The 25,444-nt window shown below is 68.9% G+C and carries 22 protein-coding genes and 4 tRNA genes; 6 read left to right on the top strand and 20 right to left on the bottom strand.

Annotated elements, in window-relative coordinates; translation table 11 throughout:
• Positions 1 to 224: 224 nt before the first annotated feature.
• From ABZ565_RS11070 to ABZ565_RS11025, 10 genes are all read right to left on the bottom strand, one after another.
• Positions 225 to 4,124 carry a DNA-directed RNA polymerase subunit beta' gene (locus ABZ565_RS11070; RefSeq protein WP_361023519.1) on the bottom strand — a complete coding sequence of 1,300 codons (3,900 nt, stop codon included), beginning with the start codon at positions 4,122 to 4,124 and terminating at the stop codon, positions 225 to 227.
• 129 nt (positions 4,125 to 4,253) lie between these two features.
• A complete protein-coding gene (rpoB, locus tag ABZ565_RS11065; protein ID WP_361023516.1) occupies positions 4,254 to 7,739 on the bottom strand; it encodes a DNA-directed RNA polymerase subunit beta in 3,486 nt (1,161 codons plus the stop codon).
• A gap of 585 nt (positions 7,740 to 8,324) precedes the next feature.
• Positions 8,325 to 8,708 (bottom strand): 50S ribosomal protein L7/L12, encoded by a 384-nt coding sequence (rplL, locus tag ABZ565_RS11060; protein WP_073964461.1) that lies wholly within the window; start codon positions 8,706 to 8,708, stop codon positions 8,325 to 8,327.
• 84 nt (positions 8,709 to 8,792) lie between these two features.
• Positions 8,793 to 9,350: a 50S ribosomal protein L10 gene (rplJ, locus tag ABZ565_RS11055; protein WP_018101258.1), complete on the bottom strand. Its 558-nt coding sequence runs from the start codon at positions 9,348 to 9,350 to the stop codon at positions 8,793 to 8,795.
• 294 nt (positions 9,351 to 9,644) lie between these two features.
• Positions 9,645 to 10,571, bottom strand: a complete 927-nt coding sequence (locus ABZ565_RS11050; RefSeq protein WP_361023513.1) for a hypothetical protein — start codon at positions 10,569 to 10,571, stop codon at positions 9,645 to 9,647.
• A gap of 157 nt (positions 10,572 to 10,728) precedes the next feature.
• Positions 10,729 to 11,451, bottom strand: coding sequence for a 50S ribosomal protein L1 (gene rplA / locus ABZ565_RS11045; RefSeq protein WP_361023510.1), 723 nt, complete (start codon positions 11,449 to 11,451; stop codon positions 10,729 to 10,731).
• A gap of 80 nt (positions 11,452 to 11,531) precedes the next feature.
• Positions 11,532 to 11,966 carry a 50S ribosomal protein L11 gene (gene rplK, locus ABZ565_RS11040; RefSeq protein WP_018101261.1) on the bottom strand — a complete coding sequence of 145 codons (435 nt, stop codon included), beginning with the start codon at positions 11,964 to 11,966 and terminating at the stop codon, positions 11,532 to 11,534.
• A 175-nt stretch (positions 11,967 to 12,141) separates the two neighbouring features.
• A complete protein-coding gene (nusG, locus tag ABZ565_RS11035; protein WP_018101262.1) occupies positions 12,142 to 12,984 on the bottom strand; it encodes a transcription termination/antitermination protein NusG in 843 nt (280 codons plus the stop codon).
• A gap of 71 nt (positions 12,985 to 13,055) precedes the next feature.
• Positions 13,056 to 13,343 carry a preprotein translocase subunit SecE gene (gene secE / locus ABZ565_RS11030; protein WP_361023506.1) on the bottom strand — a complete coding sequence of 96 codons (288 nt, stop codon included), beginning with the start codon at positions 13,341 to 13,343 and terminating at the stop codon, positions 13,056 to 13,058.
• A 106-nt stretch (positions 13,344 to 13,449) separates the two neighbouring features.
• Positions 13,450 to 13,522: transfer RNA gene (locus ABZ565_RS11025), tRNA-Trp, on the bottom strand.
• A 225-nt stretch (positions 13,523 to 13,747) separates the two neighbouring features.
• On the opposite strand from ABZ565_RS11025, the gene ABZ565_RS11020 reads away from it, so the two are divergent.
• Together ABZ565_RS11020 and ABZ565_RS11015 are read left to right on the top strand one after the other, a co-directional pair.
• Positions 13,748 to 14,974, top strand: a complete 1,227-nt coding sequence (locus ABZ565_RS11020; RefSeq protein ID WP_361023503.1) for a pyridoxal phosphate-dependent aminotransferase — start codon at positions 13,748 to 13,750, stop codon at positions 14,972 to 14,974.
• A 124-nt stretch (positions 14,975 to 15,098) separates the two neighbouring features.
• A complete protein-coding gene (locus ABZ565_RS11015) occupies positions 15,099 to 16,121 on the top strand; it encodes an adenosine deaminase (protein WP_361023500.1) in 1,023 nt (340 codons plus the stop codon).
• A 3-nt stretch (positions 16,122 to 16,124) separates the two neighbouring features.
• Here the strand turns inward: ABZ565_RS11015 and ABZ565_RS11010 are convergent, their stop codons facing one another.
• Positions 16,125 to 16,724, bottom strand: coding sequence for a TetR family transcriptional regulator (locus tag ABZ565_RS11010; protein ID WP_361023497.1), 600 nt, complete (start codon positions 16,722 to 16,724; stop codon positions 16,125 to 16,127).
• Positions 16,725 to 16,811: 87 nt separating this feature from the next.
• On the opposite strand from ABZ565_RS11010, the gene ABZ565_RS11005 reads away from it, so the two are divergent.
• Positions 16,812 to 17,447, top strand: a complete 636-nt coding sequence (locus tag ABZ565_RS11005; RefSeq protein ID WP_361023494.1) for an NAD(P)H-binding protein — start codon at positions 16,812 to 16,814, stop codon at positions 17,445 to 17,447.
• A 59-nt stretch (positions 17,448 to 17,506) separates the two neighbouring features.
• Here ABZ565_RS11005 and ABZ565_RS11000 read toward each other — a convergent pair whose 3' ends face one another.
• From ABZ565_RS11000 to ABZ565_RS10965, 8 genes are all read right to left on the bottom strand, one after another.
• Entirely contained in the window at positions 17,507 to 18,562 is a 1,056-nt protein-coding gene (locus tag ABZ565_RS11000) for a UDP-N-acetylmuramate dehydrogenase (protein WP_361023491.1), read from the bottom strand.
• Between the two features lie 72 nt (positions 18,563 to 18,634).
• On the bottom strand, positions 18,635 to 20,089 hold the full coding sequence (locus ABZ565_RS10995) for a DHA2 family efflux MFS transporter permease subunit (protein ID WP_361023488.1): 1,455 nt from the start codon (positions 20,087 to 20,089) through the stop codon (positions 18,635 to 18,637).
• A gap of 77 nt (positions 20,090 to 20,166) precedes the next feature.
• Complete coding sequence (locus ABZ565_RS10990) at positions 20,167 to 20,715, bottom strand: TetR/AcrR family transcriptional regulator (RefSeq protein ID WP_361024074.1); 549 nt, start codon at positions 20,713 to 20,715, stop codon at positions 20,167 to 20,169.
• Positions 20,716 to 20,878: 163 nt separating this feature from the next.
• Positions 20,879 to 21,307: a MaoC family dehydratase gene (locus ABZ565_RS10985; RefSeq protein WP_361023484.1), complete on the bottom strand. Its 429-nt coding sequence runs from the start codon at positions 21,305 to 21,307 to the stop codon at positions 20,879 to 20,881.
• Complete coding sequence (locus tag ABZ565_RS10980; protein WP_361023481.1) at positions 21,307 to 21,759, bottom strand: MaoC family dehydratase N-terminal domain-containing protein; 453 nt, start codon at positions 21,757 to 21,759, stop codon at positions 21,307 to 21,309. Before ABZ565_RS10980 ends, ABZ565_RS10985 begins: the two co-directional genes overlap by 1 nt.
• A 133-nt stretch (positions 21,760 to 21,892) precedes the next feature.
• The gene (rpmG, locus tag ABZ565_RS10975) at positions 21,893 to 22,057 is read right to left on the bottom strand and encodes a 50S ribosomal protein L33 (RefSeq protein ID WP_003956487.1); all 165 of its coding nucleotides are present in this window, start codon (positions 22,055 to 22,057) and stop codon (positions 21,893 to 21,895) included.
• Between the two features lie 88 nt (positions 22,058 to 22,145).
• Positions 22,146 to 22,218, bottom strand: a tRNA-Met gene (locus ABZ565_RS10970).
• Positions 22,219 to 22,262: 44 nt separating this feature from the next.
• Positions 22,263 to 22,335: transfer RNA gene (locus tag ABZ565_RS10965), tRNA-Thr, on the bottom strand.
• A gap of 214 nt (positions 22,336 to 22,549) precedes the next feature.
• On the opposite strand from ABZ565_RS10965, the gene ABZ565_RS10960 reads away from it, so the two are divergent.
• Both ABZ565_RS10960 and ABZ565_RS10955 read left to right on the top strand, forming a co-directional pair.
• The gene (locus tag ABZ565_RS10960) at positions 22,550 to 23,806 is read left to right on the top strand and encodes an amidohydrolase family protein (protein ID WP_361023478.1); all 1,257 of its coding nucleotides are present in this window, start codon (positions 22,550 to 22,552) and stop codon (positions 23,804 to 23,806) included.
• Positions 23,807 to 23,840: 34 nt separating this feature from the next.
• Positions 23,841 to 24,497 carry an SDR family oxidoreductase gene (locus tag ABZ565_RS10955; RefSeq protein WP_361023475.1) on the top strand — a complete coding sequence of 219 codons (657 nt, stop codon included), beginning with the start codon at positions 23,841 to 23,843 and terminating at the stop codon, positions 24,495 to 24,497.
• A 49-nt stretch (positions 24,498 to 24,546) separates the two neighbouring features.
• On the opposite strand, the gene ABZ565_RS10950 is transcribed toward ABZ565_RS10955, so the two are convergent.
• Positions 24,547 to 24,628: transfer RNA gene (locus ABZ565_RS10950), tRNA-Tyr, on the bottom strand.
• Between the two features lie 191 nt (positions 24,629 to 24,819).
• Here ABZ565_RS10950 and ABZ565_RS10945 point away from each other — a divergent pair.
• Entirely contained in the window at positions 24,820 to 25,308 is a 489-nt protein-coding gene (locus ABZ565_RS10945; protein WP_018519335.1) for a YajQ family cyclic di-GMP-binding protein, read from the top strand.
• Positions 25,309 to 25,444: the final 136 nt, after the last annotated feature.

Below are 25,444 nucleotides of genomic sequence, written 5' to 3'. Positions count from 1 at the left end.
AAAACAAATGGCGGCCGGCCAAGGGGCCCGGCTCGCGCGCCCGGCTTGTCCCGACCCGTACGCATGCCCCACGGCCCCCTGAGGGCGCCTCTGAGGCCCGTACGCCCCCTGCTGGGGGCCCAGGTCCCCGTCGCCCGGGCGCGGCGCTGTGACGTATCACACACCGGAGGGCGGCCACTCCACATGTGGGAGTGACCGCCCTCCGGGCGTATCAAGCGACTCGCTTACTGGTTGTACGGACCGTAGTCGTAGTCCTCCAGCGGGACGGCCTGGCCGGAGCCCGTGCCGAACGGCGAGTAGTCGATGTCGTCGTAGCCGACGGCCGAGTACATCGCGGCCTTGGCCTCCTCGGTCGGCTCGACCCGGATGTTGCGGTAGCGGGACAGGCCCGTACCGGCCGGGATGAGCTTACCGATGATGACGTTCTCCTTGAGGCCGATCAGGGAGTCGGACTTGGCGTTGATCGCCGCGTCCGTCAGGACCCTGGTCGTCTCCTGGAAGGAGGCCGCGGACAGCCACGACTCCGTCGCCAGCGACGCCTTGGTGATACCCATCAGCTGCGGACGGCCGGAGGCGGGGTGACCGCCCTCGGTGACCACACGACGGTTCTCGGTCTCGAACTTCGAGCGCTCGACGAGCTCGCCCGGCAGCAGCTCCGCGTCGCCGGACTCGATGATCGTCACGCGGCGGAGCATCTGCCGGATGATGATCTCGATGTGCTTGTCGTGGATCGACACGCCCTGCGAGTTGTAGACCTTCTGGACCTCGCCGACCAGGTGGACCTGGACCGCGCGCTGACCGAGGATCCGGAGCACGTCGTGCGGGTTGGTGGCACCCACGGTGAGCTTCTGGCCCACCTCGACGTGGTCGCCCTCGCCGACCAGGAGACGGGCGCGCTTCGAGATCGGGAAGGCGATCTCGTCGCTGCCGTCGTCCGGGGTGACGACGATCTTCTTGGTCTTCTCGGTCTCCTCGATGCGGACCCGGCCCGCGGACTCGGAGATCGGGGCGACACCCTTGGGCGTACGCGCCTCGAAGAGCTCGACGACACGCGGCAGACCCTGGGTGATGTCGTCACCGGCCACACCACCGGTGTGGAAGGTACGCATCGTCAGCTGGGTACCGGGCTCACCGATGGACTGGGCGGCGATGATGCCGACCGCCTCACCGATGTCGACCAGCTTGCCGGTGGCGAGCGAGCGCCCGTAGCAGAAGGCACACGTGCCGACCGCGGACTCACAGGTCAGGACCGAGCGGGTCTTGACCTCCTCGACGCCGGCGCCCACCAGGGCGTCGATCAGGACGTCACCGAGGTCGACGTTGGCAGGCGCGATGACCTTGCCGTCCACCACGACGTCCTCGGCGAGCATGCGGGCGTAGACCGAGGTCTCGACGTCGTCCGTCTTGCGGAGGACACCGTCGGCACCCTTGACGGCGATCTTCAGCTTGAGGCCGCGGTCGGTGCCGCAGTCCTCCTCGCGGATGATCACGTCCTGCGAGACGTCCACCAGACGACGGGTCAGGTAACCCGAGTCGGCGGTACGCAGGGCGGTGTCCGCCAGACCCTTACGGGCACCGTGCGTGGAGATGAAGTACTCCAGAACGGTGAGGCCCTCACGGAAGGACGCCTTGATGGGACGCGGGATCGTCTCGTTCTTGGCGTTGGACACCAGACCGCGCATACCGGCGATCTGACGCATCTGCATCATGTTTCCTCGGGCACCCGAGTCAACCATCATGAAGATGGGGTTCGTCTTGGGGAAGTTCTCATTCATCGCCTCGGCAACCTCGTTGGTCGCCTTGGTCCAGATGTTGATGAGCTCCTGCGTGCGCTCGTCCTTGGTGATCAGACCGCGCTCGTACTGCTTCTGGACCTTCTCGTCCTGCTCCTCGTAGCCCTTGACGATGGCCTTCTTGGCCTCGGGCACGACGACGTCGGAGATGGCCACGGTGACGCCCGAACGGGTCGCCCAGTGGAAGCCGGCCGCCTTCAGGTTGTCGAGCGTCGCCGCCACGATGACCTTGGGGTAGCGCTCGGCGAGGTCGTTGACGATCTCGGAGAGCTGCTTCTTGCCGACCGAGTAGTCCACGAACGGGTAGTCCTCGGGCAGCAGCTCGTTGAAGAGCGCGCGGCCCAGGCTCGTCCGCAGCCGGAAGGTGTCACCCGGCTGGTACTCGGGCTCGCCCTCCTCGGCGACCGGCGGCACCCAGCCACGCGGCGGGATGGTGCCCACCGGGAAGCGGATGTCGACGGACGACTGGAGCGCCAGCTCGCCGGCGTCGAACGCCATGATCGCCTCGGCCGTGGAGCCGAACGCGCGGCCCTCGCCCTTGGTGTCGCGGAGCTCGCCGTCGGTGGTCAGGAAGAACAGACCCAGCACCATGTCCTGGGTCGGCATCGTGACCGGGCGGCCGTCGGCCGGCTTGAGGATGTTGTTCGAGGACAGCATCAGGATGCGGGCCTCGGCCTGCGCCTCCGCGGACAGCGGCAGGTGCACGGCCATCTGGTCACCGTCGAAGTCCGCGTTGAACGCGGTGCAGACGAGCGGGTGGATCTGGATGGCCTTGCCCTCGACCAGCTGCGGCTCGAAGGCCTGGATGCCGAGGCGGTGCAGCGTGGGCGCACGGTTCAGCAGCACCGGGTGCTCGGCGATGACCTCTTCGAGGACGTCGTACACCACGGTGCGGCCGCGCTCGACCATGCGCTTGGCCGACTTGATGTTCTGCGCGTGGTTCAGGTCGACCAGGCGCTTCATCACGAACGGCTTGAAGAGCTCCAGCGCCATCGCCTTCGGCAGACCGCACTGGTGCAGCTTGAGCTGCGGACCGACGACGATCACGGAACGCGCGGAGTAGTCCACACGCTTGCCGAGCAGGTTCTGACGGAAGCGGCCCTGCTTGCCCTTCAGCATGTCGCTGAGGGACTTCAGCGGGCGGTTGCCCGGTCCGGTGACCGGACGGCCACGACGACCGTTGTCGAAGAGGGCGTCCACGGCCTCCTGGAGCATGCGCTTCTCGTTGTTCACGATGATCTCGGGCGCGCCGAGGTCGAGAAGCCGCTTCAGGCGGTTGTTGCGGTTGATCACGCGGCGGTACAGGTCGTTCAGGTCGGAGGTCGCGAAGCGGCCACCGTCCAGCTGCACCATCGGACGCAGGTCCGGCGGGATGACCGGCACGCAGTCGAGCACCATGCCCTTGGGCTTGTTGCTGGTCTGCAGGAACGCGGAGACGACCTTGAGGCGCTTGAGCGCACGGGTCTTCTTCTGGCCCTTGCCGGTACGGATGATCTCGCGGAGGCGCTCGGCCTCCTCGTCCAGGTCGAAGGACTCAAGCCGCTTCTGCAGCGCGGCGGCGCCCATGCAGCCGTCGAAGTACGTGCCGAAGCGGTCACGCAGCTCGCGGTAGAGCAGCTCGTCGCCCTCCAGGTCCTGGACCTTGAGGTTCTTGAAGCGGCTCCACACCTCGTCGAGGCGGTCGATCTCGCGCTGCGCACGGTCGCGCAGCTGCTTCATCTCGCGCTCGGCACCTTCGCGCACCTTGCGGCGCACGTCGGCCTTGGCGCCCTCGGCCTCCAGCTCGGCCAGGTCGGTCTCGAGCTTCTTGGCGCGGTTCTCCAGGTCGGAGTCGCGGCGGTTCTCGATCTGCTGGCGCTCGACGGAGACGTGGGCCTCCAGGGAGGGGAGGTCGCGGGTGCGGCGCTCCTCGTCCACGAACGTGATCATGTACGCGGCGAAGTAGATGACCTTCTCGAGGTCCTTCGGCGCGAGGTCCAGCAGGTAGCCCAGGCGCGACGGGACGCCCTTGAAGTACCAGATGTGGGTGACGGGAGCGGCGAGCTCGATGTGGCCCATGCGCTCGCGGCGCACCTTGGCGCGGGTGACCTCGACGCCGCAGCGCTCACAGATGATGCCCTTGAAGCGGACACGCTTGTACTTGCCGCAGTAGCACTCCCAGTCCCGGGTCGGACCGAAGATCTTCTCGCAGAAGAGTCCGTCCTTTTCGGGCTTGAGGGTGCGGTAGTTGATGGTCTCCGGCTTCTTGACCTCGCCGTGGGACCAGGTCCGGATGTCGTCCGCGGTGGCAAGGCCGATCCGCAGCTCGTCGAAGAAGTTGACGTCGAGCACTTGTCGTCAATCCCTCTTTCGGGGGTTCGAGCCCCCTCGCGTCACGCGAGAAATCGGGGCACTTCAGCAATGGTCTGAACGGGTCCGGGGAGAGCCGGCCGGATCACGGGGATCCGGCCGGCCAACCCGTCAGACCTCTTCGACGCTGCTCGGCTCGCGCCGGGACAGGTCGATACCGAGCTCCTCCGCCGCGCGGAAGACGTCCTCGTCCGTGTCGCGCATCTCGATGGACATGCCGTCCGAGGACAGCACCTCCACGTTGAGGCAGAGCGACTGCATTTCCTTGATGAGCACCTTGAAGGACTCGGGAATGCCCGGCTCGGGGATGTTCTCGCCCTTGACGATCGCCTCGTAGACCTTCACGCGGCCGGTGACGTCGTCGGACTTGATCGTCAGCAGTTCCTGGAGGGCGTAAGCGGCGCCGTAAGCCTCAAGGGCCCACACCTCCATCTCGCCGAATCGCTGCCCACCGAACTGCGCCTTACCACCCAGCGGCTGCTGCGTGATCATGGAGTACGGGCCGGTCGAGCGGGCGTGGAGCTTGTCGTCGACCAGGTGGTGCAGCTTGAGGATGTACATGTAGCCGACCGAGACCGGGTCCGGGAACGGCTCGCCGGAGCGGCCGTCGAACAGGTTGGCCTTGCCGGAGGGCTGCACCAGACGCATGCCGTCGCGGTTCGGGATCGTGGCCTCGAAGAGACCGGAGATCTCGTCCTCGCGCGCACCGTCGAAGACGGGCGTGGCGACGTTGGTGCCGGGGGCGACCTGGTCGGCGCCGATGACCTGCAGGCGCTTGGCCCACTCGTCACCGAGGCCGGAGACGTCCCAGCCGCGGCTGGCGAGCCAGCCGAGGTGGATCTCCAGGACCTGTCCCGGGTTCATTCGGGACGGGACACCCAGCGGGTTGAGGATGATGTCGACCGGGGTGCCGTCCTCCAGGAACGGCATGTCCTCGATCGGCAGGATCTTCGAGATGACGCCCTTGTTGCCGTGACGGCCGGCGAGCTTGTCACCGTCGGTGATCTTGCGCTTCTGCGCGACGTAGACGCGGACCAGCTGGTTCACGCCCGGCGGCAGCTCGTCGCCCTCTTCGCGGTCGAAGACGCGGACGCCGATGACCTTGCCGATCTCGCCGTGCGGCACCTTCAGCGAGGTGTCGCGGACCTCGCGCGCCTTCTCACCGAAGATCGCGCGGAGCAGGCGCTCCTCGGGGGTCAGCTCGGTCTCGCCCTTGGGCGTGACCTTGCCGACGAGGATGTCGCCGGCGACGACCTCGGCACCGATACGGATGATGCCGCGCTCGTCCAGGTCGGCGAGGACCTCCTCGGAGACGTTCGGGATGTCCCGGGTGATCTCCTCGGGGCCGAGCTTGGTGTCACGGGCGTCGACCTCGTGCTCCTCGATGTGGATCGAGGAGAGGACGTCGTCCTGCACGAGGCGCTGCGACAGGATGATCGCGTCCTCGTAGTTGTGACCCTCCCAGGGCATGAACGCCACGAGCAGGTTCTTGCCGAGCGCCATCTCACCGAACTCGGTGGCCGGGCCGTCGGCGAGGACCTGGCCCTCGATGACGCGGTCGCCCTCGGAGACGACGACCTTCTGGTTGACCGAGGTGCCCTGGTTGGAGCGCATGAACTTGGCGATGCGGTACGTGGTGTACGTACCGTCGTCGTTCGTGGCGGTGATGTAGTCCGCGGAGACCTCCTGGACCACACCGTCCTTCTCGGCCTTCAGCACGTCACCGGCGTCGGTGGCGCAGCGGTACTCCATGCCGGTGCCGACGAGCGGCGCCTCGCTCTTGATGAGCGGAACGGCCTGGCGCATCATGTTCGCGCCCATGAGGGCACGGTTGGCGTCGTCGTGCTCCAGGAAGGGGATCATCGCGGTCGCGACGGACACCATCTGGCGCGGCGAGACGTCCATGTAGTCGACCTCGTCACCGGGGACGTAGTCGACCTCGCCGCCACGGCGGCGGACGAGCACGCGGGGCTCGGTGAAGCGCAGGTCGTCGGAGAGCGTCGCGTTCGCCTGGGCGATGACGAAACGGTCTTCCTCGTCGGCGGTGACGTAGTCGACCTCGTCGGTGACCTGGCCGTCGACCACCTTGCGGTACGGCGTCTCGATGAAGCCGAACGCGTTGACGCGGCCGTACGAGGCGAGCGAACCGATCAGACCGATGTTCGGGCCTTCGGGAGTCTCGATCGGGCACATGCGTCCGTAGTGGGACGGGTGCACGTCTCGGACCTCGAAGCCGGCCCGCTCACGGGAGAGACCACCCGGGCCAAGAGCCGACAGACGGCGCTTGTGGGTGAGACCCGACAGCGGGTTGTTCTGGTCCATGAACTGGGACAGCTGGCTGGTGCCGAAGAACTCCTTGATGGAGGCGACGACCGGCCGGATGTTGATCAGGGTCTGCGGCGTGATCGCCTCGACGTCCTGGGTCGTCATGCGCTCGCGCACGACGCGCTCCATACGGGCGAGACCCGTACGGACCTGGTTCTGGATGAGCTCGCCGACGTTGCGCAGGCGGCGGTTGCCGAAGTGGTCGATGTCGTCGGTCTCGACGACGATCGTCCGGCCGGACTCGCCGACCGTCTCGGTCTCACCGGCGTGCAGCTTGACCAGGTACTTGATGGTCGCGATGACGTCGTCGGTGGTGAGCACGCCGGCGTCCAGCGGCTCGTCGGCGCCGAGCTTCTTGTTCACCTTGTAGCGGCCGACCTTCGCGAGGTCGTAGCGCTTCGGGTTGAAGTAGAGGTTCTCGAGCAGCGTCTGAGCGGCCTCGCGGGTGGGCGGCTCGCCCGGGCGGAGCTTGCGGTAGATGTCGAGCAGCGCGTCGTCCTGGCCCTGGGTGTGGTCCTTCTCCAGGGTGGCGCGCATGGACTCGTACTCGCCGAACTCCTCAAGGATCTGCTCGGTGCTCCAGCCGAGCGCCTTCAGGAGGACGGTGACCGACTGCTTGCGCTTGCGGTCGATGCGGACACCGACCATGTCGCGCTTGTCGATCTCCATCTCCAGCCAGGCACCCCGGGAGGGGATGATCTTGGCGGAGAAGATGTCCTTGTCGGACGTCTTGTCGATCGAGGAGTCGAAGTAGACACCCGGCGAGCGGACCAGCTGCGACACCACGACACGCTCGGTGCCGTTGATGACGAAGGTGCCCTTGTTGGTCATGAGCGGGAAGTCGCCCATGAAGACCGTCTGGGACTTGATCTCGCCGGTCTCGTTGTTGGTGAACTCGGCCGTGACGAAGAGCGGGGCGGCGTACGTGAAGTCGCGCTCCTTGCACTCGTCGATCGAGTTCTTCGGGGGCTCGAAGCGGTGGTCGCGGAACGTCAGCGACATCGACCCGGAGAAGTCCTCGATCGGAGAGATCTCCTCGAAGATCTCCTCCAGGCCGGACTTGGTGGGGACGTCTTGTCCACTGTCCAGAGCAGCCTCGACGCGAGCCTTCCAGGCGGCGTTGCCGAGGAGCCAGTCAAAGCTCTCGGTCTGCAGCGCGAGGAGGTTCGGAACCTCGAGGGGCTCCTTGATCTTTGCAAAAGAGATGCGCAGCGGGGCGGTGCTGGCGCCGTTGTTCGTATTCGCGGTCGAGGCGTTGCGCGAGGCGGCCAAGAGGGGGTCCTTCCGAGGGCTCGGACTCACTACGCGCGTACCGGTCCCAAACTGGACATGAGGGCAGAAAATCCCAGATCAGGGATGCTCGGCCGACGATGCTCAAGATGGGTATGCCCCTGGTGACGGGCAGGAGGCAGCTAACAGGCAGCGCAAAGGGTCAGTGTAGCCAAGTGCCACACTGATGTCCAGTCGGGGTTTTCAGAGACCCACGTTGCTCTCAACAGCTCTTCTCAACACCTATGTCCAGCCCTGCGCGAGGTGCGCCCTTCTTTACTGCCCGCTTCGCCGTCGATCCATGCCTCGGATTCGGATCGATTCGGCGACGCGCCTTGAGAATTGCGCGCCGCGTGCGGTTCGTCAAGGGCCCTCTCGGCCCCACCCGTCCTCGGGCCCCGCGGACCACCGCCCGGACGCCCCACGAGAGGCGCACGGCGAAGATCACCATACTCGTCAACGCGCGAAGGGCAAGGCACCCGCCTCCGGTACGCCGAAAGGCGACCACCCGAACGGGTGATCGCCTTTCGCGATGTGACTCCGCGCCTCGCGGCACGGGGGTCCTGAGGAGTCAGATGACTCCCTGGGTCACTTGACCTCGACGGAGGCGCCGGCGCCCTTGAGGGACTCGGCAGCCTTGTCCGCGGCGTCCTTGGCGACCTTCTCGAGGACGGGCTTCGGGGCGCCGTCGACGAGGTCCTTGGCCTCCTTCAGGCCGAGGGAGGTCAGCTCGCGCACGACCTTGATGACCTGGATCTTCTTGTCACCGGCGGCGGTGAGGATGACGTCGAACTCGTCCTTCTCCTCCTCGGCCGGGGCAGCCGGGCCACCCTGGGCCGGGCCCGCGACGGCGACGGCCGCGGCGGCGGTGACGTCGAACTTCTCCTCGAAGGCCTTCACGAACTCGGCGAGCTCGATGAGGGTGAGCTCCTCGAACTGAGCGAGCAGGTCTTCCTGGGACAGCTTCGCCATGACAGGCGTCCTTCCACTATTCGGCAGGTGCCGGATGTATGTGTCGGCGGGCGTACACGGTGCCCGCTGGACCGCTGAGCGTGATTACTCGGCGGCCTCGGCGGGAGCCGGCGTACCGGCACCGCCCTGCTCCTCCAGCTTGACGCGAAGCGCTTCCGCGGTGCGGACGAACTTCGACGGCAGCGCCTGGAAGAGCTGCGCAGCCTGAGTCTGCTTGCCCTTCATGGCACCGGCCAGCTTGGCGAGCAGAACCTCGCGGGACTCGAGGTCCGCGAGCTGCTTGATGTCATCGGCGGACAGCGCCTTGCCGTCAAGGACACCGCCCTTGATGATCAGGTTCGGGTTGTCCTTGGCGAAGTCACGAAGACCCTTCGCCGACTCCACCGGGTCACCGGTGACGAAGGCAACCGCCGTCGGACCTGCGAACAGGTCGTCCAGCGTGTCGATCCCGGCCTCGTTGGCCGCAATCTTGGTCAGCGTGTTCTTCACCACGGCGTACTGGGCGTTCTCACCGAGCGAACGGCGCAGCTGCTTGAGCTGTGCCACGGTGAGACCCCGGTACTCGGTCAGCACGGCGGCGTTCGAGCTGCGGAACTGGTCCGCGAGCTCGGCTACCGCAGCAGCCTTGTCGGGCCTAGCCATAGCGTCGGCCTCCTTCCGGGTGATGAGGACCGCTCGAAAGGGACCGGAAAGACGAAACGCCCCGGCGCAGGCGCCAGGGCGTAGCTCGACCGAAACGAAGTCCGGGAGCTTTCCACAGTCACCTGCGCAGGTCGTCCGCATCAACGGAGCCTTCGGTTGCCCGAACCCCGGAGGGATTCAGAACAACGACCAGCGGTCTTTGGCTTCTGCAGAAGAGTACGCGACTCGGGTCGCGCCGGGCAAATCCGTCCCGCTTCGGGTGGTGCCGGGAGGTTTGAACTCACCGGAACCAGGTCAGGAGGCCGCTCCCGCGGTGGCGCCCTGCTGCTGCTCCATCATCTCGGCGAAGTCGACGGTCTCGGCGGCCGGCGGGCGCTCGACCGACACCTTCGTGCCGTAGTCGCTGTAGAACACCGTCGAGTTCAGCTCGCCGGTCTTCATCTCACCGCGCTCGGTCTTCTTCACCAGCAGGTCGTCCTTGTCGACCCAGATGTCGATGGTCTCCGTGGTGATCCCGGCGTCGGCCAGCTGCTTCTTGAGGGCGGCCACCTCGTCGGCGTCGAGGTTGCTGCTCCTGGCGGTCAGATCGGCCACGTCGACCGTGCCCGAGTAGTGCGTGGTGCTGACGCCACGGACGTCCTCCTGGCCGACCTTCTTGACGTCACCGGAGGCCAGCAGGGACTTCACCCCCTGCTCGGGGGTGCTGTTCTGCATCTGGTCCTTCATCACCGCGCCCGAGGCTCCGGCGAGCTTCGCGAGGTCGTCGTAGCCGTAGTGGATCCAGCGCTTGCCGCCGGTCTGCTGGGCCATGGCCTCGCCCATGTCCGCCGCGTACCCGTCCTTGAAGTAACGGGCCTCCATCGTGCCGTTGCTGCCGGCCTGCTTCAGGGTGTCGGCCATGGTGCCGCCGGTGTACGTGATCTGCATGGTGCCGGTGATCCCGTCGGACCAGTCCATGACACCCGTCTGCTTCATGGACATCGCGCTGCCCATGGTGGTGTCGCCCTCGACCCGGGCCGAGTGCGCCTGGCCGGTCTTCTTCTGTACGGCGACCAGCGCGGCGATCGGGTCGACCTTCACCACGGAACCGCCGTGGCTCCCGGTCTTGCCGGAGCTCTTGCTCGTACCCCCGTCGTCCGATCCGCCACAGGCTGCCACCGAGGTCAGCGCCGCCACCACAGCGACGGACAGACCCACGCGCCGTACGGTATTGGTCAACATCTTTGACTCCACCCCTCGTTCGACTCTCGGTCACCCACGCTAACGCAGGGCCCCGACAGTCATGTCCACGTACGAACGAGGACGAGCCCCGCACCTCGAAAGGTTGCGGGGCCCGTCCATGTCACACGTGACGCGGCGGTCGTACGAGCGCGAAGGCTCAGACGGCGGCCGGGTCCTCCTCTACGAGGAGGTTACGGGTGCGGTTGGAGTCCAGCGGGATGCCGGGGCCCATCGTGGTCGCCAGGGCGGCCTTCTTGATGTAGCGCCCCTTCGCCGCGGACGGCTTCAGACGGAGGACCTCGTCCAGCGCCGCTGCGTAGTTCTCCACCAGCTTGGTCTCGTCGAAGGAGACCTTGCCGATGATGAAGTGCAGGTTCGAGTGCTTGTCGACGCGGAACTCGATCTTGCCGCCCTTGATGTCGTTGACAGCCTTCACGACATCGGGGGTGACCGTACCGGTCTTCGGGTTCGGCATCAGACCACGCGGACCGAGCACGCGGCCGAGGCGGCCGACCTTGCCCATGAGGTCCGGGGTCGCGACGACGGCGTCGAAGTCCAGACGGCCCTTCGCCACCTCGTCGATGAGCTCGTCGGAGCCGACGATGTCGGCGCCGGCGGCTTCCGCGGCCGCAGCACGGTCACCGGTCGCGAAGACCAGGACCCGGGCGGTCTTGCCGGTGCCGTGCGGGAGGTTCACGGTGCCGCGGACCATCTGGTCGGCCTTGCGCGGGTCAACACCCAGGCGGAAGGCGACCTCGACGGTGCCGTCGAACTTCGTGGTGGCGGTCTCCTTGGCGAGACGGACGGCCTCGAGGGGGGCGTACAGGCGCTCCCGGTCGATCTTGGCGTCCGCAGCGCGGAGGTTCTTGCTGCGCTTCACTTCTACTCCTGGTGGTTTTCAGAGTGTGGAGTCGTGGTGCGGACCAGCGCCGGTCCTACCACTGAGGGCGTGGGGCTGAATCAGCCTTCGACCGTGATGCCCATGGAACGGGCGGTGCCAGCGATGATCTTCGACGCGGCGTCGAGGTCGTTGGCGTTCAGGTCGGGGAGCTTCGTCGTGGCGATCTCGCGGACCTGGGCGGCCGTCAGCTTGGCGACCTTGGTCTTGTGCGGCTCGCCGGAGCCCTTCTCCACACCCGCGGCCTTGAGGATCAGCTTGGCGGCCGGCGGAGTCTTGGTGATGAAGGTGAAGGAGCGGTCCTCGTAGACCGTGATCTCCACCGGCACGACCATGCCACGCTGCGACTCGGTCGCGGCGTTGTAGGCCTTGCAGAACTCCATGATGTTGACGCCGTGCTGACCCAGTGCGGGGCCGACCGGCGGGGCCGGGTTGGCCGCACCGGCGTTGATCTGGAGCTTGATAAGCCCCGTGACCTTCTTCTTCTTGGGAGGCATGTGCTCTCTCCGGGTCCTAGTGAGAGTTTTCGCCGTCATCCGGTCATCCGGATGCAGGCATACCGCACAACGATAACGGGTATAGCTGTGCGACCAAAAACCAAGCAGGTCAGACCGGCTGCGAGAGCCTGTCTGACCTGCTCGGTAGGCATGTGTCCAGAAGCGGGCGGAAAGCTCAGTTCTTCTGGATCTGGTCGAAGCTCAGCTCGACCGGGGTCTCGCGACCGAAGATCTCGACCAGGCCCTTGACCTTCTTCGAGTCGGCGTTGATCTCGTTGATCGTCGCCTGCAGCGTCGCGAACGGGCCGTCGGTGACGGTGACCGAGTCGCCGACCTCGAAGTCGAGGACCTCGACGGTGACCTTGCGGGCCGGAGCCGGCTTGCCCTCGGCCTCGGCGGCCTCACGGGCGGCCTTCTCCTCGGCCTCCGGAGCGAGCATCTTGACGATCTCGTCCAGCGTCAGCGGGTACGGGTCGTAGGCGTTGCCCACGAAGCCGGTGACGCCGGGGGTGTTGCGGACGACGCCCCAGGACTCGTTCGTCAGGTCCATGCGCACCAGGACATAGCCAGGAAGCTTGTTCTGGCGGACGTTCTTGCGCTCGCCGTTCTTGATCTGGACGATTTCCTCCTCAGGCACCTCGGCCTGATAGATGAACTCCTCCACGTTCAGCGAGACGGCGCGCTGCTCCAGGTTGGCCTTCACACGCTTCTCGTAACCGGCGTACGTGTGGATGACGTACCACTCGCCCGGCAGCCCGCGGAGCTCCTCACGCAGGGCCGTGACGGGGTCGACGGGCTCGGCCGGCTCGGCCTCCTCCTCGTCGGCCGCGTCCGCGGTCTCCTCGGCGGTGTCCTCGGACGCCTCGTCGCCGGCCTCGGGGGCCTCGTCGGCGTCGGCGGCTTCGGCCTGGTCCGACTCCTCGGCGTCCGCCGCCTCGACGATGTCGAGCTCGTCCTCGGCGGACTCGAAGGCGCCCGCCGTCGGCTCAACGGCGTCGTTCAGGTTCGGGTCAGACACGGTGGCTTCTTCCTGGCTACATATGGGTGGAACATGCGAAAGGGGCGCCCATCAGGCGCCCTTCGCGTGGATCAGCCGAAGACGTACTTGACGACCCGCGCGAAACCGAAGTCAATCACGGTTACGAGGCCGATCATGACGACGACGAACGCAATCACCACAGTGGTGTACGTCGTCAGCTGGTTGCGCGTCGGCCAGACGACCTTGCGGAGCTCCGCGACGATCTGACGGTAGAAGAGCGCGAGACGGCCCAGAGGGCCCTTCTTCCCGCGCTTGCCGCCCTTCCGGGTCTTCTTCTTCGACTCGGGCGCCTCGTCCTCGGCATCAGGCTTGTCGATGGAGCCCACGGCGTCCGTCACGCTTCTCACCTGATTCCGGGTCGTGGCCGTGCCGCGCCCGGTGGAGCCGCACGGCGGTGCATTGAAGTACGTACATGCGCACACATCCTGGCGAAGGAGTGTGTAGCAGGGCCGGAGGGACTTGAACCCCCAACCGCTGGTTTTGGAGACCAGTGCTCTACCAATTGAGCTACGACCCTTTGTGGATTCCACCAACCTACCGCATGTTCCCGGATGACCCGAGTGCAGGAACGGTGCGGCTGGTGAAGGCCAACGACAGGAGAGTGTACGTGCTCGGCGGCCCGGCGTCGAACAGACAGCTGCTGATCGCTCCTGGTCGCTTCGTGTCCGCATGCTGTCCGGCTGCTGTCCGGTCCCTGAAACCCCCGTGCCGACGCGGAAAACGGTCTGCGAGCATGGGGGCCATGAGCGCTGCTACTTCTCCGTCCGAGAGCCGGGTCTCCGCCCGCATCGGTGCCATCTCCGAGTCCGCCACCCTCGCCGTCGACGCCAAGGCCAAGGCCCTCAAGGCCGCCGGCCGCCCGGTGATCGGCTTCGGTGCCGGCGAGCCCGACTTCCCGACGCCCGGCTACATCGTGGACGCCGCCGTCGAGGCGTGCCGCACCCCGAAGTACCACCGCTACACCCCGGCGGGCGGGCTCCCCGAGCTCAAGGCCGCCATCGCGGAGAAGACGCTGCGCGACTCCGGTTACGAGGTCGACGCCTCCCAGATCCTGGTGACCAACGGCGGCAAGCAGGCGATCTACGAGGCGTTCGCCGCGGTCCTCGACCCGGGCGACGAGGTCATCGTCCCGGCCCCGTACTGGACCACCTACCCCGAGTCGATCCGGCTGGCCGGCGGTGTCCCGGTGGAGGTCGTGGCCGACGAGACCACCGGTTACCGGGTCTCCGTGGAGCAGCTGGAGGCGGCCCGTACCGAGCGTACGAAGGTCGTCCTGTTCGTCTCCCCGTCGAACCCGACCGGCGCGGTCTACAGCGAGGCCGACACCGAGGCCATCGGCCGCTGGGCCGTCGAGCACGGCCTGTGGGTGCTGACCGACGAGATCTACGAGCACCTGGTCTACGGGGACGCGAAGTTCACCTCGATGCCGGCGGTCGTGCCCGAGCTGCGCGACAAGTGCATCGTGGTCAACGGCGTCGCCAAGACGTACGCCATGACCGGCTGGCGTGTCGGGTGGATCGTCGGCCCCAAGGACGTCGTGAAGGCCGCGACCAACCTCCAGTCGCACGCCACGTCCAACGTCGCCAACGTCTCGCAGGCCGCCGCCCTGGCCGCCGTCTCCGGGGACCTGGACGCGGTCGCCGAGATGCGCACCGCCTTCGACCGGCGCCGGAAGACCATCGTGCGGATGCTCAACGACATCGACGGCGTGTTCTGCCCGGAGCCCGAGGGCGCGTTCTACGCGTACCCGTCGGTCAAGGAGCTGCTCGGCAAGGAGATCCGCGGCAAGCGCCCGCAGACCTCGGTGGAGCTGGCCGCGCTGATCCTGGACGAGGCCGAGGTGGCGGTCGTCCCGGGCGAGGCGTTCGGCACGCCGGGCTACCTGCGCCTGTCGTACGCGCTGGGCGACGACGACCTGGTCGAGGGCGTCTCGCGGCTCCAGAAGCTGCTGGGCGAGGCGAAGGCGTAACCCCCGCCCCTTCCCGTAAAAGCGGCCCCCGGTTCACGGACCGGGGGTCGCTTTCGCGTTCGAGGGGCAACTCGATGGGGAAAGCGGCTACCGCGCCGCCCCGTCCGTGCGGCAGGATCTTGCAATGGAACGTGATGTACGGCTGCTGCCCAAGGCCCACCTGCACCTGCACTTCACCGGGTCGATGCGCCCCACGACGCTGCTGGAGCTCGCCGACAAGTACGGGGTGCGGCTGCCCGAGGCCCTGACCGGCGGCGAGCCGCCCAAGCTGCGCGCCACGGACGAACGGGGCTGGTTCCGCTTCCAGCGGCTGTACGACATCGCCCGGTCCTGTCTGCGGGCCCCCGAGGACATCCAGCGCCTGGTGCGCGAGGCCGCCCAGGAGGACGTGGCGGACGGGTCCCGCTGGCTGGAGATCCAGGTCGACCCCACCTCGTACGCGCCCCTGCTCGGCGGGCTGATTCCGGCGATCGAGATCATCCTGGACGCGGTGGACGCCGCCTCGCGCGAGACCGGGCTGCCGATACGGGTGGTCATCGCGGCGAACCGGATGAAGCACCCGCTGGACGCCAGGACCCTCGCGCGGCTCGCCGTGCGGTACGCGGACCGGGGCGTCGTCGGCTTCGGCCTCTCCAACGACGAACGGCGCGGCATGGCCCGCGACTTCGACCGGGCGTTCGCCATCGCTCGGGAGGGCGGCCTGCTGGCCGCTCCGCACGGCGGCGAGCTGTCGGGCCCGTCCAGCGTCCGGGACTGCCTGGACGACCTCGACGCGGCCCGCGTGGGGCACGGCGTGCGCGCCGCCGAGGACCCCCGGCTGCTGCGCCGGCTCGCTGAGGCGGGGGTGACCTGCGAGGTGTGTCCCGCGTCCAATGTGGCGCTCGGCGTCTACGAGAAGCCCGCCGATGTCCCCCTGCGCACTCTGTTCGACGCCGGGGTGCCGATGGCCCTCGGCGCGGACGACCCGCTGCTCTTCGGTTCCCGGCTGGCCGCGCAGTACGACCTGGTGCGCCGCCACCACGCGTTCACCGACGAGGAACTGGCGGAGCTGGCCCGCCAGTCGGTGCGCGGTTCCACGGCGCCGGAGCCGGTGCGGGCGGAGCTGCTGGCGGGGGTCGACGCGTGGCTGGCGGGGCCGGTGGCCTGAGCCTCAGCCCGCGAGGCCGTTGAGCAGGGTGCGGGCCAGGGACGCCGCGAAGTCGTCCAGCGGCTGGGGCGGTTCGCCGGTGTCCGTGGCGTCGTAGGCGAACGCGCGCTGGGCGCAGGCGCCGAGGAGCAGCGAGGCGGCCGCGTAGGTGTCGGCGTCGGGCCGGACGCGGCCGGCGGTCTGCTCGGCCCGCAGATACGTGTCGACGCCGCGGATCGGCAGATGGGGACCGGTGCCGAGTTCGCGCATGGCCGCGTCGTGGCGCTCCTTGAGCCTCGGTTCGGCGTACAGGGAGGCGGCGATCGGGAAGCTCTGCTCGTAGAACAGGGCGGCCTGGCGGGCGATCTCGGTGAGGTTCTCCTCGACCGACCGCTCGCCCGCGCCCGGGTCGGCGATGAGCTCGCGCAGGTCGACCTTGGGCAGCCGTTCCTGGAGGACCACCACGAACAGCTCCTCCTTGCTGAGGAAGTTCTTGTAGAGCGCGGCCTCCGAGCAGCCGGCGGCCTTGGCGATCTCCTTGGTGGTGGTCCGGGCCAGGCCCTTGGTGAGCATGAGCTGGTGGGCGGCGTCGATGAGGCGGACGCGGGCCGGCTTCTGCTCCATGGGCACTCCGATAAGGCTTGACGGGTGAGTGATTACCCACCCACTCTAGAGGTGAGTGAACACTTACCCACCTCGAAGGGGTGTGCCATGAAGCTCACGGTTTTTGGTGCGACCGGCGGTATCGGGCAGGAGATCGTCCGCCAGGCGGTGGCGGCGGGGCACGAGGTGACGGCGGTCGTCCGCGACCCCGCCCGGCTCGCGGTGCCGCTCTCGGACGTCACGGTGCACACCGTTGCCCGGGTGGACGACCCGGAGGCGCTGCGGGAGGCGGTGGCGGGCCGGGACGCGGTCCTCTCCGGCCTCGGGTCCCGGGGCCGGAAGGCCGACGGCATCGCCGAGCGGCTGACCCGCGCCGTGCTGACGGCCATGGAGGCGGAGGGCACCCGGCGGCTGCTGGTGGTCAGCGCCGCCCCGGTCGCCCCCACGCCCGCCGACGAGCCGCTGCTCGACCGGATGATGCTCTCGGTGATCGGCGCGGTCCTCAAGGAGGTGTACGCGGATCTCTCCGCGATGGAGGCGGCGCTGGCGGCCTCGGCCACGGACTGGACGTCGGTGCGGCCGCCCAAGCTGACGAACGGGCCCCTGACGGGCACCTACCGGACGGTCGTCGGCGGTAACCCGCGCAGCGGCCGGTCCATCTCCCGGGCCGACGTGGCCCACGCGATGCTGGCGCTGATCGGGGACCCGGCGTCGGTGAAGCAGGGCGTGGGCGTGGCGTACTGAGGCCCCGGGGGCGGCGGGTCCGGGGGGCCGCGGGCCCGGGGGCGGCGGACCCGGACGCTCTACAGGCTGACGCCCACCGTCACCGGTTCGTTGACCAGGGTGACGCCGAAGGCCGCGTGCACCCCGGCCACGACCTCGCGCGCCAGGGCGAGCAGGTCCTCCGTGGTCGCCGCGCCCCGGTTGGTGAGGGCGAGCGTGTGCTTGGTGGAGATGCGGGCGGGTCCGGTGCCGTAGCCCTTGGTGAAGCCGGCCCGGTCGATGAGCCAGGCTGCGGAGGTCTTGGTGCGCCCCTCACCGGCGGGGAAGGCGGGGGGCGTCACGTCGGGGCCGAGCCGGTCGGCGACCCGGGCGAGGAACGCGTCGAACTCGGCCTGTTCCAGGATCGGGTTGGTGAAGAAGGACCCGGCCGACCAGGTGTCGTGGTCCCCGGGGTCCAGCACCATGCCCTTGCCGGCGCGCAGCCGTAGCACCGTTTCGCGGGCCTCGGCGGCGGGAACGCGATCCCCCTCCTGGACGCCCATGGCCCGCGCCGTCTCCGGGTACTTCAGGGGTGCCGAGAGCCCGCCGGCCTCCTCCAGGCCGAAGCGGACGCGCAGCACCACGTAGCGGTCGGGCTCGGCCTTGAAGCGGCTGTGCCGGTAGGAGAACGCGCACTCGGAGTTGGGCAGGACGACCGTTTCCCGGGTGCGCCGGTCGTAGGCGACGACCTCCGTGATGGTGGCGGACACCTCCTGTCCGTACGCCCCGACGTTCTGGATCGGCGTCGCACCCGCCGAGCCGGGGATACCGGCCAGGCATTCGAGGCCCGCGAGGCCGGCTTCCACGGTGCGGGTGACGGCGTCGGTCCAGACCTCGCCGGCGGCCAGTTCCAGGGAACCGCCGTCGAGGACGAAGCCCTTGGTGGCGATGCGCAGGGCGGTGCCGTCGAAGCCCTTGTCGCCGATGACCAGGTTGCTGCCGCCGCCGATGATCAGGAGCGGGGTGCCGCTGTCGTCGGCCTCGCGCACGGCGTCGATCACCTCGGTGTCCGTGGTGGCCGTGAGGAGCCGGGTGGCGGGGCCGCCGAGCCGGAAGGTGGTCAGGGGGGCGAGGGGGGCGTCGTGGAGTTCCTGCACGGGGACAAGGGTACGGTCCGTGGCCCCGCCGTCTGGGCGGGGCCACGGACCGTGTGGCGTGTGCGGGGTGTGTCAGGCGGGTACGGAGACCGGCTCCTCGGCGTGGGCCGCGGTCTGGGCCGTCCCGGCGGCGGGCTCCTGCGTACCGGCGGCGCGGCGGCCGGGGATCACCAGGGCGACGAGCGCGGCCAGGGCGACGACTCCGGAGCCGATCCAGACGGCGGGCACGGTGCCGTCGGTGAAGGACCGGGCGGATTCGAGGCCGCCCTGCGAGGCGAAGACGGTGGTGAGCACGGCGACCCCGAGGGCGCCGCCGACCTCGCGGAGGACGTTGTTGGCGCCGGACGCGATGCCCTGGTCACCGGGGCGGACGCTGGACATCACCAGGCTGGCGGCCGGCGCGAAGTACAGGGCCATCCCGATGCCGCCGATGATCAGCGCGGGCAACTGCGAGGCGTAGGAGGCGTCCGGGGCGATGACCAGGGCGAACAGGGCGAGGCCGAGCGCCTGGAGGGCGAGTCCGGTCACGACCACCGGGCGGCCGCCGAACCGGTCGGAGAGCATCCCGGCGATGGGGGCGACGAGCATCGGCATTCCGGTCCAGGGCAGCATCCGGAGTCCGGCCTCGGTGGGCGAGTAGCCCAGGACGCCCTGGAGGTACTGGCTGAGGAGGAAGATCGCGCCGAACATCCCGAGGTACATCAGCATGCTGGCGATGTTGATCCCGAAGAAACCGCGGTCCCGGAAGAGCCGCATGGGGAGCATGGGCTTGCGGCCCCGGAAACCGTGGCGGACGAAGGCCGCCATGAGCGCGGTGCCGGCGATGAGGGAGGTCAGGACGGTGGGGCTGGTCCAGCCGTCGGCGTTGGCGTTGACGAGTCCGTAGACGATGCCGAAGAGACCGCCGCTGACGAGGAGGGTGCCGGGGATGTCGAGCCGGGCGCCGGGGGCGTAGGACTCCGCGAGGCGGAAGCGGGCGAGCGGCAGCAGGAGCAGGCCGATCGGGACGTTGAGCCAGAAGATCCACTGCCAGGAGATGTGCTCGGTGAGGCTGCCGCCGATCAGGGGTCCGCTGGCCACGGCGAGGCCGGTCGCGGCGCTGAAGATGCCGAGCGCCATGCCCCGGCGGGCGGGTTCCACGGCGGCCGTGAGCAGGGTGAGCGTGAGCGGCATCATGATCGCGGCGCCGACGCCCTGGACGGCGCGGAAGGCGATGAGTTCGTTGATGCCGGGCGAGAGGGCGGCCGCGGCGGAGGCGCCGGTGAAGACGGTGAGACCGGTGAGGAAGAGCCGGCGGCGGCCGAAGCGGTCACCGAGGGCGGCGCCGAACATCAGCAGGACGGCGAAGGTGAGCGTGTAGGCGTTGACCGTCCACTCCAGCTCCTCCATCTCTCCGCCGAGGCTCTCGCGGATGGACGGCAGGGCGGTGGTGACGACGAGGTTGTCGAGAGCCGCCATGAAGCCGGCGACGCTGGTGATGACGAGGGCCCAGGCCGCACCCGCGCGGCCTGTCTTGTGCTGGTCCACTGCTCCCCCTGAGGGTTAGTTATTGATTACTAACTTTTCTGGGCAGAAAACCGGGCCGAGCCCGGCGTCGTACGCGTTCAGGAGACCGGCTGGGCGGAGGCGTAGAAACCGGACCAGATCCGGTGTCCGGCCGGGAAGCCGAGCGAGGTCAGCGTGTTGGCGAGCATGCCGTACGCGAGGAACTGGGTGGCGTCGCCGACCTCGGCGCCGAGCGCGAGGTTGACGGAGTCGAAGAGCTCCAGCCAGCCGGTCCGCACCGATTCGCCGAACTCGTGATCCCCGGCGGCTTCCGCGGCGGCGACGGCCGCGTACACCTGCATCTGCATGAGCAGCTTCTCGGGGTCGTCGGCGATCAGCTGCTGGTAGGCGCGGGCCATGGCGTGCAGCGCTTCTTCACCGCCCAGCCCGTCGGCCGCCTCGGCGAAGACCTGCCGGGTCTCCCGGAGGCAGCGCTCGGACGCCGCGAGGAACATCGCTTCCTTGTTGGGGAAGAGACGGAACAGGTACGGCTGCGAGACACCCACCCGCTGGGCGATCACCGCGGTGGAGGTCGCGCTGTACCCGCTGCGGGCGAACTCGGTGACCGCCGCACGGATGACGCTTTCGCGCCGCTCATCTGCACTCATCCTTGCCATGCCGTTAAGTTAGTGCTCAATCACTAACTTCGTCAAGCGGGGTGCCGGGCGGAGTTGCGATCGGGGGGTACGCGAAAGGGGCACGGCCCCATGGACCGTGCCCCTTACATCGCGTCGTATCGCCCGCTACATCGCGTCGTATCGCCCGCTCACCCTAGGCGAGCTGCACCACGGCCCGGGACATGCCCAGGACCTTCTTGCCGTCGCTCATGACGGTCAGGTCGACCCGCACCCGCCGGTCGTCCAGCAGCGCGCCCACCTTGCCGCTGACCTCGATCCGCGCACCCTTGTCGTCGTCCGGGACCACGACGGGCTTGGTGAAGCGCACCCCGTACTCGACCACCGCGCCCGGGTCGCCGGCCCAGTCCGTGACCACGCGGATCGCCTCGGCCATGGTGAACATTCCGTGCGCGATCACATCGGGCAGCCCGACCTCGCGCGCGAAGCGCTCGTTCCAGTGGATCGGGTTGAAGTCGCCCGACGCACCCGCGTACCGCACGAGCGTCGCCCGGGTGACGGGGAAGGACCGCGCCGGCAGCTCCGTCCCGGCCTCGACCGACTCGTAACTCACCTTGGCCGTCATCACGCCTCCTCGGCGGCGCGCGCCACCAGCTTCGTCCAGGCGGTCACGACCAGCTCACCGGACTCGTCGTGCACGTCACCGCGGACGTCCAGGATGTCGTTGCCCGCCATCGACTTCACGGCCTCGATGGTCGAGACGACCGTCAGCCGGTCGCCGGCGCGCACAGGGCGGACGTAGACGAACTTCTGGTCGCCGTGCACGACCCGGCTGTAGTCCAGACCGAGCTGGGGGTCCTCGATGACCTGGCCGGCGGCCTTGAAGGTGATGGAGAACACGAAGGTCGGCGGCGCGATCACATCGGCGTGGCCGAGCGCCGCTGCGGCCTCGGGGTCGGTGTACGCGGGATGGGCGTCGCCCACGGCCTCGGCGAACTCGCGGATCTTCTCCCGTCCGACCTCGTACGGCGCGGTGGGCGGATAGGTCCGTCCCACGAAGGACTGGTCGAGCGCCATGAACTCGCAACCTCCTGATGAAAGAACGACTGGGCCGGCCTGTGGCGGCGTCCGGCCCCATTCAACGCCAAACCTGCCGCACAACGACACGAGGCCGCCCCCCGAAGGGGACGGCCTCGTGTACGAGCCTGATTCAGCGCGTTTCGCGGTGCGCAGTGTGCGAGTTGCAGCGCGGGCAGTGCTTCTTCATCTCAAGACGGTCCGGGTTGTTACGCCGGTTCTTCTTGGTGATGTAGTTCCGCTCCTTGCACTCCACGCAGGCCAGCGTGATCTTCGGGCGGACGTCGGTGGCAGCCACGTGAGTGCTCCTTGGACGGACGATGGACGGATGAACGCAGAAAAGAGTAGCCGATCGAAGGACCGACCCAACAATCGGCTACTTTTAGTAGCGGTGACCGGACTTGAACCGGTGACACAGCGATTATGAGCCGCTTGCTCTACCGACTGAGCTACACCGCTTTGATGACTGGGCCCCCCGCCGAAGCGGGGTTTCCGATCACCAGAGCCCCAATGCGGAATCGAACCGCAGACCTTCTCCTTACCATGGAGACGCTCTACCGACTGAGCTATTGGGGCGAGCGATGAAGACATTACACGCTCGGTCGCCGATCGCCCAAATCCGTTTCCCGGCACCCGGCCAACCCGGGCCCGTACCCCGCTCCGGGCCTCCCCACACCGCTGATCAGCAAGGCGGCACCGGTACGACTATTGCGCTCCTCCTCCGGCCGGGCCGCGTCCGCCCCTAGGCTCTACTCACTCTGCGTGATCTTGACCCCTTCCCAGGAGCGCGATGCCCGACAGCCAGCCGCGGCAGCCCGACGACCACGCGGCCGACACCACCGGCGGGCCGGAGACCTCCGCCCTGACGCTCTGCGGCGCCCGCCTCACCGACGGCCGCGTCGTGGACGTACGGGTCTGCGGCGGCCGTATCGAGGCCGTCGGCACCGCGGGCAGCCTCACCGCCCCCGGACCCCGCCTCGACCTGCGCGGCCACCTCCTGCTCCCCGCGCCCGCCGAGCCGCACGCCCACAGCGACACCGCCCTCACCGCGGACGGTGCCGGCCCCGCGTCCGAGCGGCCCGAGGACATCCGGCGGCGCGCCACGGAGGCCGCGCTGCTCCAGCTCGGCCACGGCGCGACGGCCCTGCGCTCGCACGTGCGGATCGGCGACCCCCAGGGCCTGGCGGCGCTCGAAGCCGTCCTCCGGGCCCGGCGCTCGCTGCGCGGCCTGACCGACCTGATCCCGGTCGCCGTCCCCCGGCTGCTCACCGGCGTCGCCGGGGCGGACAACCTGGCGATGCTCCGCGACGCGGTGAAAATGGGCGCCGGCGCGGTCGGCGGTCGCCCGGACCTCGACCCGGACCCGTCCGGATACGTCGAGGCCGTCCTGGAGGTCGCCGCCGAGCACGGCTGCCCCGTGGACCTGCACACGGACGGCGACGACCCCGCCCGGCTGGCCCGGTTCGCCGCGCTGGCCGGCGGAATGCGCCAGGGGGTCACCATCGGCCCCTGCGCCGGGCTGGCCCGCCTCCCCGCCGATGTCGCCGCCCGGGCGGCCGGACAGCTGGCGGCCGCCGGGGTGGGCGTCACCTGCCTCCCCCAGGGCGGCTGCTGCGGTACGGAACACCGGGGCGCCGCCCCCGTACGGCTGCTGCGCGAGGCCGGGGTGCGGGTCGCGGCGGGCAGCGGGGCCCTGCGCGATCCGGCCAATCCGGTCGGGCGCGGCGACCCGCTGGAGGCGGCGTTCCTGCTGTCCTCGCAGGGCGGCCTGCGCCCCGAGCACGCCTACGCGGCGGTGTCCGCCGAGGCCCGGCACGTCATGGGGCTCCCCGAGCTCCGCGTCGAGGCGGGCTTCCCGGCCGAGCTGCTCGCCGTACGCGGGGAAGGGCTGGCCGGGGCGCTGTCGCTGGCGTACAGCCGGATCGTGGTGCACCGGGGGCGGGTGGTGGCCCGGACCAGCGCGGTGCGCGAGTACTGCGACTCGGAGGCCGGCGGCGGGCCGGGGCTTCCCCGCCAGGGACGGCCGGAATCCACCGGCGGGCCGTGAGCGTCGCGGCGCGCTCCGGCGTACCGTCGGTCGTATGCGCATTGTCATCGCAGGTGGACATGGTCAGATCGCGCTGCGGCTGGAGCGGTTGCTCGCCGCGCGCGGGGACGAGGCGGCCGGCATCATCCGCAACCCCGGACAGAGCGAGGACCTCAGAGCGGTGGGCGCCGAGCCGGTGGTGCTGGACCTGGAATCGGCCACGGTCGACGAGGTCGCCGAGGTGCTGCGCGGCGCCGACGCGGCGGTCTTCGCGGCCGGCGCGGGCCCCAACAGCGGCACGGCTCGCAAGGACACTGTGGACCGGGGCGCGGCCGTGCTCTTCGCGGACGCGGCGGAGCGGGCGGGGGTGCGGCGTTACGTCGTGGTCTCGTCCATGGGCGCCGACCCGGACCACGCCGGGGACGAGGTGTTCGACGTGTACCTGCGGGCCAAGGGCGCGGCGGACGCGGACGTACGCTCCCGCTCCGCCCTGGACTGGACGATCCTGCGCCCCGGGATGCTCACCAACGACGCCGGCACCGGCCAGGTCCTCCTCGCCGCGTCCACGGGCCGGGGCCCGGTCCCCCGCGACGACGTGGCGGCGGCCCTGGTCGAACTCCTGGACACCCCGGCCACGGCGGGCCTGACCCTGGAGCTGATCTCGGGCAACGTGCCGTTGGCGGTCGCGGTGAAGGACATCGCGGGCAACTGACCGGCACGCACGAAGAAGGCCCCCGTTCTTCGAACGGGGGCCTTGCTTGTGGCGGCGCCAGGGTTCGAACCTGGGTAGGCTGAGCCGGCAGATTTACAGTCTGCTCCCTTTGGCCACTCGGGCACACCGCCAAGGGATGCCGCCTTCGAGTCCCGGTTTCCCGTGGTGCTCTCTGGCAACGACGTAAACAATACCTGATGACCGGGGGTGCTACGCCACCGGATTGTTCGGAGGCCCGTGCGGTCTCGGGTGGCTAGGCTTGACGCGGCCGCCGCGCCAGGTACGCACTTTCCAGCACCCCCGATCCAAGGAGCCACACGTCATGGCCGACTCCAGTTTCGACATCGTCTCGAAGGTCGAGCGGCAGGAGGTCGACAACGCCCTCAACCAGGCCGCCAAGGAGATCTCCACCCGTTACGACTTCAAGGGCACGGACGCGTCGATCGCGTGGTCCGGCGAGAAGATCCTGATGCAGGCGAACGGCGAGGAGCGGGTCAAGGCCATCCTCGACATCTTCCAGTCCAAGCTGATCAAGCGCGGGATCTCGCTGAAGTCGCTGGACGCCGGTGAGCCGCAGCTGTCCGGCAAGGAGTACAAGCTGTTCGCCTCGATCCAGGAGGGCATCTCCCAGGAGAACGCCAAGAAGGTCGCGAAGATCATCCGCGACGAGGGCCCCAAGGGCGTCAAGGCCCAGGTCCAGGGCGAGGAGCTGCGGGTCACCTCGAAGAGCCGGGACGACCTCCAGGCCGTGCAGGCGCTGTTGAAGGCCCAGGACTTCGACTTCGACGTGCAGTTCGCGAACTACCGCTAGAGCATCGTGGTCCGGGTGCGGAACTTCTCGTTCCGCACCCGGACTGCATGTCCGAATACCGCCGGTCCCGGCGGTTCGGGCGCAGCAGACTGGTCCGTGGCGGCCGGCGTTCCGGTCGGTCGTACGGACGAGGAGA

It is taken from the genome of Streptomyces sp. NPDC016469 (genome assembly GCF_040632905.1).
Classification (GTDB): Bacteria; Actinomycetota; Actinomycetes; order Streptomycetales; family Streptomycetaceae; genus Streptomyces.
Note: the sequence above shows the minus strand (reverse complement) of the source record. Positions and strands in the feature narration are given on the sequence as shown.

Excerpts from the sequence above, each read along its gene's own strand:
- ABZ565_RS11015 (WP_361023500.1), top strand. The coding sequence starts at position 15,099 with ATGGAACGTGATGTACGGCTGCTGCCCAAGGCCCACCTGCACCTGCAC.
- ABZ565_RS10980 (WP_361023481.1), bottom strand. The coding sequence starts at position 21,759 with ATGGCGCTCGACCAGTCCTTCGTGGGACGGACCTATCCGCCCACCGCG.
- ABZ565_RS11050 (WP_361023513.1), bottom strand. The coding sequence starts at position 10,571 with ATGTTGACCAATACCGTACGGCGCGTGGGTCTGTCCGTCGCTGTGGTG.
- ABZ565_RS10960 (WP_361023478.1), top strand. The coding sequence starts at position 22,550 with ATGCCCGACAGCCAGCCGCGGCAGCCCGACGACCACGCGGCCGACACC.
- ABZ565_RS10985 (WP_361023484.1), bottom strand. The coding sequence starts at position 21,307 with ATGACGGCCAAGGTGAGTTACGAGTCGGTCGAGGCCGGGACGGAGCTG.
- ABZ565_RS11020 (WP_361023503.1), top strand. The coding sequence starts at position 13,748 with ATGAGCGCTGCTACTTCTCCGTCCGAGAGCCGGGTCTCCGCCCGCATC.
- ABZ565_RS10945 (WP_018519335.1), top strand. The coding sequence starts at position 24,820 with ATGGCCGACTCCAGTTTCGACATCGTCTCGAAGGTCGAGCGGCAGGAG.
- ABZ565_RS11010 (WP_361023497.1), bottom strand. The coding sequence starts at position 16,724 with ATGGAGCAGAAGCCGGCCCGCGTCCGCCTCATCGACGCCGCCCACCAG.
- rplJ (WP_018101258.1), bottom strand. The coding sequence starts at position 9,350 with ATGGCTAGGCCCGACAAGGCTGCTGCGGTAGCCGAGCTCGCGGACCAG.
- rplL (WP_073964461.1), bottom strand. The coding sequence starts at position 8,708 with ATGGCGAAGCTGTCCCAGGAAGACCTGCTCGCTCAGTTCGAGGAGCTC.
- rplK (WP_018101261.1), bottom strand. The coding sequence starts at position 11,966 with ATGCCTCCCAAGAAGAAGAAGGTCACGGGGCTTATCAAGCTCCAGATC.
- ABZ565_RS10955 (WP_361023475.1), top strand. The coding sequence starts at position 23,841 with ATGCGCATTGTCATCGCAGGTGGACATGGTCAGATCGCGCTGCGGCTG.
- ABZ565_RS11005 (WP_361023494.1), top strand. The coding sequence starts at position 16,812 with ATGAAGCTCACGGTTTTTGGTGCGACCGGCGGTATCGGGCAGGAGATC.
- ABZ565_RS10990 (WP_361024074.1), bottom strand. The coding sequence starts at position 20,715 with ATGAGTGCAGATGAGCGGCGCGAAAGCGTCATCCGTGCGGCGGTCACC.